This is a genomic window from Corynebacterium sp. HMSC076C10, assembly GCF_001812455.1.
GTDB lineage: Bacteria > Actinomycetota > Actinomycetes > Mycobacteriales > Mycobacteriaceae > Corynebacterium > Corynebacterium jeikeium_D.
Genome location: NZ_KV809125.1, coordinates 25,534 through 37,467 on the forward strand (window position 1 = coordinate 25,534; position 11,934 = coordinate 37,467).

The 11,934-nt window shown below is 58.6% G+C and carries 14 protein-coding genes and 1 tRNA gene; 8 read left to right on the forward strand and 7 right to left on the reverse strand.

Annotation, left to right across the window (positions count from 1 at the left end):
- Positions 1–100 precede the first annotated feature (100 nt).
- From HMPREF2857_RS05935 to HMPREF2857_RS05945, 3 genes are read right to left on the reverse strand one after another with little or no spacing between them, the layout of a single operon-like run.
- Positions 101–952: a TIGR02569 family protein gene (locus tag HMPREF2857_RS05935; protein ID WP_048733339.1), complete on the reverse strand. Its 852-nt coding sequence runs from the start codon at positions 950–952 to the stop codon at positions 101–103.
- Between the two features lie 9 nt (positions 953–961).
- Complete coding sequence (locus HMPREF2857_RS05940; RefSeq protein ID WP_049172838.1) at positions 962–1,870, reverse strand: DUF3152 domain-containing protein; 909 nt, start codon at positions 1,868–1,870, stop codon at positions 962–964.
- A complete protein-coding gene (locus HMPREF2857_RS05945; RefSeq protein ID WP_042388469.1) occupies positions 1,870–2,094 on the reverse strand; it encodes a DUF3107 domain-containing protein in 225 nt (74 codons plus the stop codon). The genes HMPREF2857_RS05940 and HMPREF2857_RS05945 overlap by 1 nt, the downstream gene beginning before the upstream one ends.
- A 94-nt stretch (positions 2,095–2,188) precedes the next feature.
- On the opposite strand from HMPREF2857_RS05945, the gene HMPREF2857_RS05950 reads away from it, so the two are divergent.
- Positions 2,189–3,553, forward strand: a complete 1,365-nt coding sequence (locus HMPREF2857_RS05950; RefSeq protein ID WP_049191109.1) for a DEAD/DEAH box helicase — start codon at positions 2,189–2,191, stop codon at positions 3,551–3,553.
- A gap of 68 nt (positions 3,554–3,621) precedes the next feature.
- A complete protein-coding gene (locus HMPREF2857_RS05955) occupies positions 3,622–4,953 on the forward strand; it encodes an Rv3212 family protein (RefSeq protein WP_070643125.1) in 1,332 nt (443 codons plus the stop codon).
- Here the strand turns inward: HMPREF2857_RS05955 and HMPREF2857_RS05960 are convergent.
- Positions 4,950–5,408: a hypothetical protein gene (locus HMPREF2857_RS05960; RefSeq protein WP_224783785.1), complete on the reverse strand. Its 459-nt coding sequence runs from the start codon at positions 5,406–5,408 to the stop codon at positions 4,950–4,952. The genes HMPREF2857_RS05955 and HMPREF2857_RS05960 overlap by 4 nt on opposite strands.
- Positions 5,409–5,508: 100 nt before the next feature.
- On the opposite strand from HMPREF2857_RS05960, the gene HMPREF2857_RS05965 reads away from it, so the two are divergent.
- The 4 genes from HMPREF2857_RS05965 (at position 5,509) to HMPREF2857_RS05975 (ending at position 7,958) form a co-directional block, all read left to right on the forward strand.
- Positions 5,509–6,615 carry a diacylglycerol/lipid kinase family protein gene (locus tag HMPREF2857_RS05965; RefSeq protein ID WP_246819633.1) on the forward strand — a complete coding sequence of 369 codons (1,107 nt, stop codon included), beginning with the start codon at positions 5,509–5,511 and terminating at the stop codon, positions 6,613–6,615.
- A 485-nt stretch (positions 6,616–7,100) separates the two neighbouring features.
- Positions 7,101–7,370 (forward strand): WhiB family transcriptional regulator, encoded by a 270-nt coding sequence (locus HMPREF2857_RS05970; RefSeq protein WP_016422223.1) that lies wholly within the window; start codon positions 7,101–7,103, stop codon positions 7,368–7,370.
- Between the two features lie 76 nt (positions 7,371–7,446).
- The gene (locus HMPREF2857_RS11420) at positions 7,447–7,521 is read left to right on the forward strand and encodes a 50S ribosomal protein bL37 (protein WP_014300525.1); all 75 of its coding nucleotides are present in this window, start codon (positions 7,447–7,449) and stop codon (positions 7,519–7,521) included.
- Positions 7,522–7,885: 364 nt separating this feature from the next.
- Positions 7,886–7,958 (forward strand) — tRNA-Ala (locus tag HMPREF2857_RS05975).
- Positions 7,959–8,102: 144 nt separating this feature from the next.
- Here HMPREF2857_RS05975 and rsrA read toward each other — a convergent pair.
- Entirely contained in the window at positions 8,103–8,411 is a 309-nt protein-coding gene (gene rsrA, locus HMPREF2857_RS11425) for a mycothiol system anti-sigma-R factor (protein WP_016422222.1), read from the reverse strand.
- A complete protein-coding gene (locus HMPREF2857_RS05985; protein WP_016422221.1) occupies positions 8,408–9,037 on the reverse strand; it encodes a sigma-70 family RNA polymerase sigma factor in 630 nt (209 codons plus the stop codon). The genes rsrA and HMPREF2857_RS05985 overlap by 4 nt, the downstream gene beginning before the upstream one ends.
- 98 nt (positions 9,038–9,135) lie before the next feature.
- Here HMPREF2857_RS05985 and ybaK point away from each other — a divergent pair, with 98 nt between their 5' ends.
- Positions 9,136–9,648: a Cys-tRNA(Pro) deacylase gene (gene ybaK, locus HMPREF2857_RS05990; protein ID WP_070643128.1), complete on the forward strand. Its 513-nt coding sequence runs from the start codon at positions 9,136–9,138 to the stop codon at positions 9,646–9,648.
- A 39-nt stretch (positions 9,649–9,687) separates the two neighbouring features.
- On the opposite strand, the gene HMPREF2857_RS05995 is transcribed toward ybaK, so the two are convergent.
- Positions 9,688–10,383: an SOS response-associated peptidase gene (locus HMPREF2857_RS05995; RefSeq protein WP_049193311.1), complete on the reverse strand. Its 696-nt coding sequence runs from the start codon at positions 10,381–10,383 to the stop codon at positions 9,688–9,690.
- A 70-nt stretch (positions 10,384–10,453) separates the two neighbouring features.
- Here HMPREF2857_RS05995 and aroA point away from each other — a divergent pair, with 70 nt between their 5' ends.
- Positions 10,454–11,932: a 3-phosphoshikimate 1-carboxyvinyltransferase gene (gene aroA / locus HMPREF2857_RS06000; protein ID WP_070643129.1), complete on the forward strand. Its 1,479-nt coding sequence runs from the start codon at positions 10,454–10,456 to the stop codon at positions 11,930–11,932.
- The last annotated feature ends 2 nt before the right edge of the window (positions 11,933–11,934 follow it).

An 11,934-nucleotide genomic window follows, 5' to 3' on the forward strand; every position in this document is an offset into this window, starting at 1 on the left:
CACCATTGTGGCACAACCTCCGGACCGATACTCGAACACCCATTCGAAATAAGGAGAAAAATACCCCCGCCCCAAAAACTCCCGTAAATACTGCCCGGCGTTACTTAGACACAAACGCGCGAACTAGCGAAGCCGCGCGGAACAGACCGCGATACGCACTCGGCTGCGATTCTGGACTAACAGCGTGGACAAAAAGTCGATAACACATCGCACGAACGAGCAACTGACCGAAATCCGGCAGGTGATCGAAGCGCCGCAGTAGCTCCTCATCAGCCCCCATCATGGACAGACAATCCACTGCCGCCAAGGCAGCTGTCCAACCACGGACATGCCACGCTGGCACGATATCGGTGAGAACCGGGGCGGCCGTGCCGTCGTAAAGCAGCGTGCCGACGAGGTCTGCGTGACAGACCTGCAGAAGCTCCGTTGGCACAACCATCTCTGCCCGCAGCTGGAGAAGATCACCGGAGATCGTGAGAGCCTCGGCACAATCGGCGCGGGGGACGCTATCCGCGTCGAGAAGCTGCTCGAGGATGCCGATTGGGTCAGAGTCCCAAGCTGCGCGATTACACATGACGAAGTAATCGGGCTCCTTATCAAGGAGGAACTGTGGCCGTTCAATACTGGCAAGCGACTCTTCCACGCGACCAGCGGCCACAATGGTTTCATCGGCACGTGGCGCGAATCCCCCCGGGATGAAATGACGAGCCTGCCACCCAGCAATAACCAAGCGGCCGTCACTGGTACGCACAGATTTCGCCACTCGGACGCCATCGACATCTAGCGCACTGCGAACCTTTGCAGACCACAGCGCCTGCGCCGAATTATGTACCGGCGAAAGGACAATGGAATCGTCGTAGACCCAGCCATTGTCCCAAGCTCGCCCGGCACGATGCGGCTCGCCCTCGGCACCAAAGGCCTCTAAAACACGGTCGGGAGGAGTGGCGATCATAATCTGCTACTACCTTGCTTTCTGAGTCGGTGCGGCCGTATCGTCGTCCGCCCCAAATGGGTACGGCCAGCCGTTGACAGAACACGTCTTACCATCGACCTGATAGACCTCGCTGCTGTCGATTTTGTGCAGTTCATCGTTCGACACGCTCAGGGTCTGCTGCATCATGATTGGCGCGATACCGCCGTCCCTCGGACAGGGCTCGTGAACCGCGTACCCAAGTCCGTGACCAACCTCGTGATTAATAAGGTATTGGCGATACAATCCCAGGTCCCCCTCAAAAGGCAGGGCACCTCGAACCCACCGGGCGATACTGACGACCACGCGCCCAGGCTCACCTTCCCGCTGCCCAGACAGGTAACAGGAGGTCTCCATTCCCAAGGTGTTGCCGCACAGCTGATGTGCGGTTCCAGTCGCGGAAAGCTGCACGACAATCGTCGGATCCTGGTCGCGAGGCACTGCCTCGAAAGAAAAATCTGGATTAGCTGTCCAGCCACGTGGATCGGCCAGAATCGAGTTCACCGTCTCTGCAAAGGCGCGCTCGCCACCAATCGAAGGAACATCAATGTTGTCTTCAATTTCCACGGAATACCTGACCGCATTGTCGCGCCCCTCCCCAACACGGGGATGCGCCACGGTGACATCTTTAAAATTTCCCGAGGGTTCCGTGGCAAAGGCCGGACCGGGTGGCAACTGCCCTCCCTCGTAACCATCACCGTATCCCTCACCGGGCACCGGACCAGGGCGACCATTGCCACTCTGCGAGGCGACAGTGCCAGTGCCGGAACCTGAAGAATCATCTTCAGCAGTGAAGATGTCGAAGAGAATGATGACTGTGAGCACCACAAGTACAGGGATGGCATAGGCTCGCCACCCCCAACTCCTTGCAATGCGTACGAGAAAGGGTTCTTGCGTCATTAGGCGAAGAAGCCAACCTTACGGTCTGCGTTATTACCGGTACGGACGTAGGCGACCTTGTCAGCATTAATCAGGTACTCCTGACCAGCGCCGTCGCTGAGCTCAATCACACCTTCGCCAGCAGCCAGCTTCTGGGAGATCGCAGCCTTGACCTCCTCACCACCAGCGACGTTTTCAATGTTCAGCTCACGCGTATTGTCTGCAAATCCAATAGTGATGTCCATAGGTGACATCATAACCATTCCCAAAGCGGCTAGGATTAGAGAGACCGATTAAGCCGTCGTGTCACGTGAGGTTACAAACAGCAAAGGAGTCGCCGTGGCAGAGTCCCAGTCCCCGACATTCGTCGAATTGGGGGTCGCCGCGGAAATCTGCGACGCACTCGCCGACGAAGGAATCACCCGCACATTTGCCATCCAGGAACTGACGCTGCCCTTGGCGCTCGACGGCACGGACATTATCGGCCAAGCCCGTACTGGAATGGGAAAAACTCTTGGTTTTGGTGTCCCCCTTATTGACCGCGTCTTTGATGACGCCCGCATTCCAGAACCGGATGGCACTGCCCGCGCAATCATCATCGTCCCCACCCGTGAGCTATGTGTGCAGGTCGGCGAGGATTTGGCCCGCGCTGCGCACTCAACCAATCTGCGTGTGTGCACTATTTACGGTGGCCGCCCTTATGAGGAACAGATTGAACAGCTAGACCGCGGTGTGGACATCATCGTCGGTACTCCCGGCCGTCTCATCGATCTTTACCAGCGCAATAATCTAGAGCTGTCAGGCGTAAAGATTTTGGTTCTCGACGAGGCCGACGAAATGCTCGACTTGGGCTTCCTGCCGGACATCGAGAAGATTCTGGCTGCGGTGCCAGATGAACGTCAGACCATGCTCTTCTCGGCAACAATGCCGGGCCCAATTCTGACTCTCGCACGTACCTTTATGAATCGCCCGGTGCACATCCGCGCTGAATCAGGCGAGGAAGAGGCCACAGTCCACGAGACCACTAAACAGATTGTTTTCCAATCGCACCAGATGGATAAGGTCTCGGTCATTGCCCGCATCCTGCAAGCCAACGGTCGTGGTCGCACCATCATTTTTGCTCGCACGAAGCGCGGCGCCGCCTCGGTTGCTGAGCAGCTCGGCGAGCGCGGCTTCCTGGTCACCGCCGTCCACGGCGATATGGGCCAGCCTGCACGTGAGCGCTCGCTGACGGCGTTCCGAAATGGCGACGTCGACGTCCTGGTCGCAACCGATGTCGCGGCTCGCGGTATCGATATCGACGATGTCACCCACGTCATCAACCACCAGGTGCCCGATGACGAAATGACCTATGTCCACCGCATCGGCCGCACCGGCCGCGCGGGACACAGCGGTGTCGCCGTTACGCTCGTCGGCTGGGATGAAACCACAAAGTGGAAGGCTATTTCTGATGCTCTCGACCTGGACATGGCCGAGATTCCGACGTGGTTTTCCACCTCCCCCGAGCTCGCTGAAGCTCTAGACATCCCCGAGGGGATCGATGAGAAGGTCGGGCCAGCCCGCCCGGTGTTGGGTTCCAGACCACCTCGCGGGCGTGGCGGAAGAGGCCCGCGAAACAACCGCTCACAGGCTCATCATCGCAATCGCGGCCAAGGACGAAGCTCAAAGCGGGCCGGCCACTCCAATTCTCATCGTCGCAGCTAGGCCGCTGCGCGTGCCAACTCCCCGCCTCACCTCTCGCCACGACCACTCGTCGACAGGACATTCCAACCGTGCTGCAGTCACCACAAGCCAACGCTGAGCCCACCACTGCAGAGACCCGACTGCGCCGCAATCGAATCGCATCAGTAGTTCTCATCATCGCCGTAGTGCTAGTCGTCGGTTGGACATGGGTCGCTTCTCCGGCTCGTAAGGTCAATCGCACTGAATCCACGGCACCGACGAGCAGCACAGCGCAAGCCCCGGCCGCGAACGATCCGGAGGCAATGCCACATACTCTCCGGCCGGTGTGGTCCACCGAATCGTCGGCAAGCACAAGCACGCAGACCATCTCCCCGGCGCCACTGGTGATGGACAACTCCCTCATCGTTGCTGAGGACCGGGGCGTGCGTGCTATCTCGCTTAACGACGGCACGGAGCGCTGGCACTATCGACGAGATATTCCGCTTTGTGCGCTCTCGGGCAGTGATGGCCAAGTTTTCGCGACTTTTCGTGGGGCAGCTGGCTGCGGTGAGACCGTTGCACTCAAGCCCGACTCGGGGCAGTATGTCGCGACCCGTAAATCGATTGCGGCTGACAGCCCTGCCGCCGTGCGCTCGAACTCATACGCGGGTGTCTACGACTCTGGATTCCTGGAGCTGTGGCGCTCTGACCTGGTCCGAGTAGTCGAGTACGGCAAGATTCCAGCGTCTCCGGAACCGAAGATGCAGCCGCATCCGGAGTGTTCGATTATCAGTGCGCTCACGCGCGTGGAGCTGCTGGCCGTCGTAAACAACTGCGATGGTCACGGGCGCCTGGTCATGCAGGCGGCAAATCCGGAGGAGTCTCGGAAACCGGAGGTCAAGAGCGATATTGACCTTGGTCCGGTAACTGCAGATATGTCACTGGTATCGATTGGCCAGGACACGGCGGCGGTACTGTCAGACAATCGCATCCGAGTTTTTCGTATGGACGGCACGATGCTAACTGAATTGGCGCTGGGTGAGACTACCCTGCGTCCAGCACCGGCGGAAGCTAACTCCAACGGCGATGCCCCGCGTGCGCCTTTTACAACGGATCTTCCCCATCACATGACGTGGTGGTCGCCGCGTGGTTTACTGGGCTTCCGCCCGAGCACCCTGGCGCCGGATTTCGAGTTTCCTGAGGCCACAGGAACCCCAGCTCCATGGGGTGAGCATGTTTTCATGCCAGTCGCTGACGGAGTCGCGGTATTGAATGCCAAGACTCTCGAGATTATCGGCACACTCCCGTTGCCTGCAGCTGCGAAGTCCACTCATGCAAATAATGCGGACAAGCCGGAAGTGCCCGTGCGCCTTGCGGTTGTCGGTGACACGCTACTAGTTCAGCGCGGTGAGTCAGTCGACGCGTTCGCCATCGAAGCTTAGAAAGAGCGGGCAGCCCAATCAATCGCCTTCGGACTAAACATACAGGCCAGCGCAGCAATTGAAGCTGCCGCCGTCGGTAGAGCAAGCAGAAAAGCGCTCGAGCGGAACATGTAATAGGCCACGCCCAGCAAGCAGAGGTTGAGCATAATAATCGGCCCGCGCCCCCATCGGGCGCCACGCAGCAACATAATCGCACCAGCGAGAACAGCGCCGAAAATGAGAAGGAACCACAGCGCGGTACCCCAACCGGAAATGACCGCGGCCTCGTCGCGGTACCCCATCAAATCACGAATGAGAAGGAAGATCCCGTAGCCCAGACCGAGGGCACATTCGGCGACACCAATCCACGCACCGACCATAACAACCTGAGGTGCGGCGATCGGCCCGTCGGCTGCCGCAAGCTGGTCGGTAGTACGCGATTTGGGCGCATTGCTGCTGTTTTTCTGGTTACTCACGCCCTACATGTTAGCCCGGTGCGAACCGATGAATACACCCTGGAGGCATACCGGCCAATGCGCCCATCACAAGTCTGCTCATGCACTATTCTTGGTGCCTGTGCGTGCGTTGCTAATCTCCAATCCGAATTCGACCAGTAACACTGCTCGACGTATGCCCGGCGTTGTGCGGGCGCTTCGCTCGGTCGAGGGGATTCGCTTGACATCCATGTTTACCGCCTACCCTGGCCATGCTGCGGAAATGGTGGCGGGTAAAACGGTTCGCGATTACGACGTCATTATTTCTCTCGGCGGCGACGGAACCATTAACGAGATTGTCAATGGGCTCATGAACTCCAACCCATTCTCCGCACTGCCAGCCACTGACCTGCCTGCCATCGCGACAATTCCCACCGGCAGCGCCAACGTTTTGGCAGGCGCGTTGGGTATTCCCCGCGACCCCGTAGATGCCGCGTGGTACATCGCAAGTCTGCTGCGCTCCCGAACCCGCAGCACTATCAGCGTTGGACATGCAGCGGAGCGATGCTTCGTGGTCAATGCCGGTATCGGCATCGATGCGGAAGTCATTTCCACCATGGAACAGCTCCGACAAAACGGTACCCGCGCCAAAGCCGTGCGCTATTTGCCGGCAATTTTCACCGCATGGAATCAGTTGCGCAAAAGCCCGCCACAAATCACCGCAACTATCGACGGCACGGAGTTTGGCCGTGATCTCGCAATGGCCGTGGTGTCTAACTCCAATCCCTGGACATTCCTCGGCGACCTCCCCATCGTCACCAACCCCACTGTGTCCCTACGCAGGGGCCTGGGCTTTTATGGCTTCACTTCCCTGAGGGGAGTGACGGGACTTGTCGCCGCAGCCAATTTAGCCGGTTTCTTCACCCGACTGCGTTCCCCCTTCCACGTCGAAGCCCGCGAACGACGCGCCGACAACGTCCAGCACATCGAGCTCACCGCTACTGCCCCACTTCGTCTCCAGTTGGACGGCGAGTACATCAATCAGTGTGAGTCCCTCAACATCCGTGTTAAGCAAGGCGCTATCAATTTTGTGGCGCGTGCCGACGATTACACCGAGGACCAGTTCACCAAGAAAGTCGCTACCCGCCCCGTGGACGAGCGCTTGCTCGTTGTGGTGACCAAAAAGGTCATGGATCGCACACGCCGACTGTTCAGTGCTAGCCAAAAAGCCGAGGCAAACCCGACTTAAACTGCAACTGTTTACTGACAAGCCAACAAAAATGCGCCATACACCCTCACTACTGCAATTACCAAAACTAATTTTACCCCCACAAAGGGCCAGTTTTGACCTGGCGTTTTAACCAAAACTTCACTTTTCTGTGAGGTTTGGCACTTTTATTCATTTTGCTCTTTACGAACCGCCCCAGTCGTGAAAACATGTAAATCGTCAGCGAGACAGGCACGCAGTTCACTGGTTGTGTAACCATGCAAGTCTCGCCTTTTTAGGCGCAAACTCTTTGGTGAGTCCCCACTACCTTTCACGTCGTATAGGCGATGGAACAGGTGGCCCCTCCCAAGATGCCTAATACCCCTGGGCAACCGGGAATGAACCCCAACCTTCGTTGAGATACGGCGATTTGTCGTGTCTGACGAAATCCATTTCCGGAGCTGCCTTCCCGCAAGGAAATTTAACCCTGCCCTCACCCGGGGCTCGTAATGTTTTAGGAGTTTGTCATGGATTGGCGTCACAAGGCCGTTTGTCGTGAAGAGGATCCGGAGCTGTTCTTCCCGGTCGGTAACTCCGGCCCGGCCCTCGCCCAGATTGCTAAGGCCAAGGTCGTTTGCAACCGTTGCCCCGTTACTGCTCAGTGCCTGGCCTGGGCACTTGAGACCGGCCAGGATGCAGGTGTCTGGGGCGGCATGAGCGAGGATGAGCGTCGCGCACTGAAGCGCCGTCGCAACCGCGGCCGCACCCGTCGCACTCGCACCAGCACCACGGTCTAATTAAAGGACTTACCCTCGTACCGTGTAATCTATACCGGTTGATACCTGTTTAACCCGATAGAAAGAGAGCCCAGCTATGAGCAAGCGTGGCCGTAAGCGCAAGGACCGCCGTAAGAACAAGGCTAACCACGGCAAGCGTCCGAACAGCTAAGTTGCCCTTAGTTGCAGCAGTCTTAGCCATCACCGGCTAAGACATCTCACTCCACTCCAGCACAACTCGGTATTGCACCGAGGGACGGGGTGGAGTTTTTTAAGCCTCCAGCGGATACCTCAACGGGTAGCAGGTCTGAAAGTGACTAGGTTCATGACACATGAATTGAATTCACCCGCGGTTTTTTGTCATAAACCTAGTCACTTTCAACACCTTTTCGATGCCTCGTCGATACCGCATCCTCGCTTTCCGGATTAACCATCCGCCAGAACCTTACCAGCGAGTTTGGAGCCCAAACCCCACCGGAGTAACGTCTGAAAACAGAGCTTTTACAGCAGCTCCAGCTAGGTTGCTCGAAAGCAATGGGGCTATAGCTCAGCTGGTAGAGCGTCGCGTTCGCAATGCGAAGGTCAGGGGTTCGATTCCCCTTAGCTCCACAAATAGCTCCACAAAAATATCCCAGGCCACATCACCGTGACCTGGGATTTTCCCATTACGCATTACCGCATTACGCAACATCGCATTAAGCATCAAAGGAATACGCGCCAAAAGATGACGCACCAAAACCTAGCCGCCAGCAGCTACCTGCGGTACTCCACCCGCGTATAGGACACGCGAATCCGAGTGGTAATGCGCTGACGGAGGTCCTCAGGGGCAGGTTGCTGGCAGCACCGGCGTAGCAGCCGTCGTATAGCTTGCTCGGAACCGAACTCTTCCAAGCACTGAGGGCATTTGTGAATGTGTTCCTCGAGAAAGCGACGCTCCTCCGAATCACACTCTCCATCCAAAAATGCGTGTAGGCGCGAGTGGACATCCTGACAGAAAGCATCTTCACAGGCGTGCCCGCGCTCTGGCGTCTGCTCCATATCTTGGCTCGACTCTCGGCTCATCGCGGAGAATCTCCCTTCTCTTCTTTCAAGAATCCACGTTCCACGGCTACGTTGTGCAACGCGTCTCGGAGCTGTTTTCTTCCACGGTGGAGCCGACTCATCACAGTTCCGATGGGCGTGCCCATGATTTCGGCGATCTCCTTGTAGGGCAATCCCTCGACATCGGCGTAGTAGACCACCATCCGGTAGTCCTCTTTGAGACTCATCAAAGCGTCACGAATTTCCTCGTCAGGAAGCTTTTCCAGCGCTTCAACCTCAGCAGAGCGCAGCCCTATCGAAGTGTGCGACGCGGTTTCCGCGATCTGTGAATCCGTGATGTCATCGGTGGCGTACTCGGCAGGACGACGCTGCGCCTTGCGGTAGTTGTTGATGTACGCATTCGTCAGAATGCGGTAGAGCCACGCTTTCAGATTCGTGCCCGGTTTGTAGGAGCGGAAGCCCTGAAAAGCCTTGATATAGGTCTCCTGCACCAGGTCTTCGGCATCGGCGGGGTTGCGCGTCATCCGCAGCGCCGCTCCATAGAGCTGATCCAAAAGCGGCATGGCGTCACGCTCAAAGCGCTGCGCAAGCTCCTCATCCGACTCATCAGTCCGGATGGCCGATGTTCCTGTCTGATCACCTGACATGCTACCTATCCTAAAACATCCGCACCCACGAGTCGGCCAGACCCCCGTCACCAGGCATTTCGTCGCTTAGCTGCACTGGTGTGCAACGATGGGAAATTATGTCGAAGAAGTCCGCCAAGAAATCCGCTGCCGCCACCCCGGCAATCGCCGTCTGTCAGAACGCCGGAATCGACTTCCACGTTCACCAATTCCCCCACGGCAGCGACAACTTCGGCGAAGAGGCCGCCTCTTGGCTACTAGAGCATCTCGGTGTCGAGCCCGAACGCATCTTCAAAACTCTCATTATCGAGCTATCCGGCAAACTCACTGGGCTGGCCATCGCCGTCGTCCCCGCCACCGGAATGCTCAACCTCAAGGCCGCCGCCGCGGCTGCCGGGGCTTCCAAGGCCACGATGGCCGACCCCCATGACGCGTCACTTGCCACCGGCTACGTTCCCGGCGGCATCTCCCCGCTTGGCGGTCGCCGCAAGCTCCCCACCGTCATTGATGAGACCGCTACTCTCGCCGACACCGTGTTCGTCTCCGGTGGTCGCCGCGGGTGGGACATCGAACTGTCACCCGCTGATCTGGTTTCGCTTTGCGACGCCACGGTCGCCGACATCGCCCGCTAACCCTGCGGCTACTCCTGCAACCTCCCCGCTGATACGGCCTTAAAACAGCTCCTCGTTGTGGCCGGGTGCTGCTCCATCGGGCCCATTCAGCAGGTGCGATCCTTCATTCGCAACATTGCCGACGGCGCGGTTGACCGGTCGGATGGTCAGCTTGTCCACCACTTCTGCGCTGGTCATGCCAACATCTCCGTCTGCTGCCCAGGCCGAGAGATCCAACCAGTCACTGACTTCGTCGTCGGCAAGCACGCGCGGCATACGATGATGAAGATCCGCGAGCTGTCTCACGGCGTCGGTGGTGAGAATTGTGGCGGAGACGATATCGCCCCAGCGCGCCCACAGCCCCGCGACGGTGAAAAGCGGTGCGTCATCGCTGAAGCTGACGAAGTAGGGCTGGCGATTCTTCCACTCGTACCAACCGTTCATGGGGATTGCGCAGGGCAGGCTGTCCCGGAAAGTCGGTTTGGACTGCCAGGTTTCCGCACGAGCATTGAAGAAAGGTGTTGTTGGCACTTCGCGGGCCCACTGCGGAATTAAACCCCAGCGCACGGTGGCAGCAATGGTTCCTGTGCGGCCGGGGTGCTCGCGGGCAAGAGCAACTATTGGCATGGTCGGTCCGATGTTGTAGCGGGAGGTGGGCAACGGGCCGTCGGCACGCACGGGCGCCAAACCGGGAATCTCAGCCGTGGTGCTGAGCAGTTCTTCGGCGACTGTGAAATTGACGAAACGACCACACATACCAACTGATTGTGCCGTTGACTCCCCCTCTAGTCGAGGTATGGAGTGAAAGTGTTCCATAATTGGTTGTGTGTGTTCCCAAAATCAGAATTGGTCCGCCCCTACTGTAAGTGTCGACGGTGCCGAGGCCGGTCGACAGCCTTTTAGTGCCACGGTGCAGATTGCCGGCTCGAAGTCGATTACGAACCGTGCCCTTGTCATCGCGGCGATATCTTCGACACCATCGGTTATCCATGGTGCTCTGCGCTCTCGCGATACCGATCTTATGATTCGCGCACTGCAGGCTCTGGGAACTGACATCAGTGCCGACTCGACATATTCGGGTGCCCCGAACCACACGCTCCGCGTCACTCCACGCATGCTTCGCGGTGGTGTCGTGGAATGTGGTCTCGCAGGTACGGTTATGCGCTTCGTGCCACCTATCGCAGCTCTTGCGCAGGGGTCGGTATTCTTCGAAGGCGACGTAGAAGCCAAGGCTCGCCCGATGTCGGCCGTGCTGGATGCCCTGCGCAGCCTCGGTGTGAACATCGCGGGCAATGGGCTTCCCTTCACGGTCAATCCGCAGGGCCCGAATCAGGGCAACCGCCTCGGTGACTCGGTCCAGGAGCAGGATCTGCCGGACATCGGCGGCGAAGTGGAAATTGACGCTTCGGCTTCGAGCCAGTTCGTCTCTGGTCTGTTGCTGTCAGCACCGCGCTACGGCCGTGGCCTGGTACTTCGCCCGACCGGTGAGATTCCTTCCCGCCCGCACATTGACATGACCCTGGACATGCTTCGCGAGGCCGGTGTGCAGGTCGAGGAGACCACGGCCGACACACCTGAGGGACCACGCACAACGTTCACCATTCACCCGACCGAAATGATGGGTCGTACTTGGCAAGTCGAGCCTGATTTGTCCAACGCCGCCGCCTTCCTGGCCGCTGCGGCTGTCACTGGTGGCAGCGTCACCGTGCCCGACTGGCCAGAGCACACCACGCAGCCGGGCGACCGCATCCGCGAGATCCTCACCGCTATGGGCGCTACCGTGACGTTCAACCGTCACGAGAGTGGCCGCACCAGCCTCACCGTCGTGGGCTCAAAGCCGTCGGAGCTGCGCGGACTCACGATGGACATGTCCGAGATTGGCGAGCTGACCCCCACTGTCGCCGCCATCGCCACCTTGGCCACTACCCGCACCGAGCTGACGGGTATCGCACACCTGCGCGGTCACGAGACCAACCGTCTCGCCGCGCTCACCACGGAAATCAACCGTCTCGGCGGTCGCGCGACCGAGCTTGACGACGGCATTGCGATCGACCCCGTTCCGCTCCACGGTGGCCTCTGGCACAGCTACGCCGACCATCGAATGGCCACCGCTGGTGCCATTGTTGGCCTGCGCACGGAGGGCGTGGAAGTCGAAAATATCGGTACCACTGCTAAGACCATGCCTGGATTCGACCTGCGCTGGCTGGAGATGCTCGGACTGGCCTCCCCCAGCCCTAGTTCGTTGGAAAAGTCAGTCGAAGCTCGAATTGATGGCGTGGACAACGGAACCGAGGCAGGGAAATAACA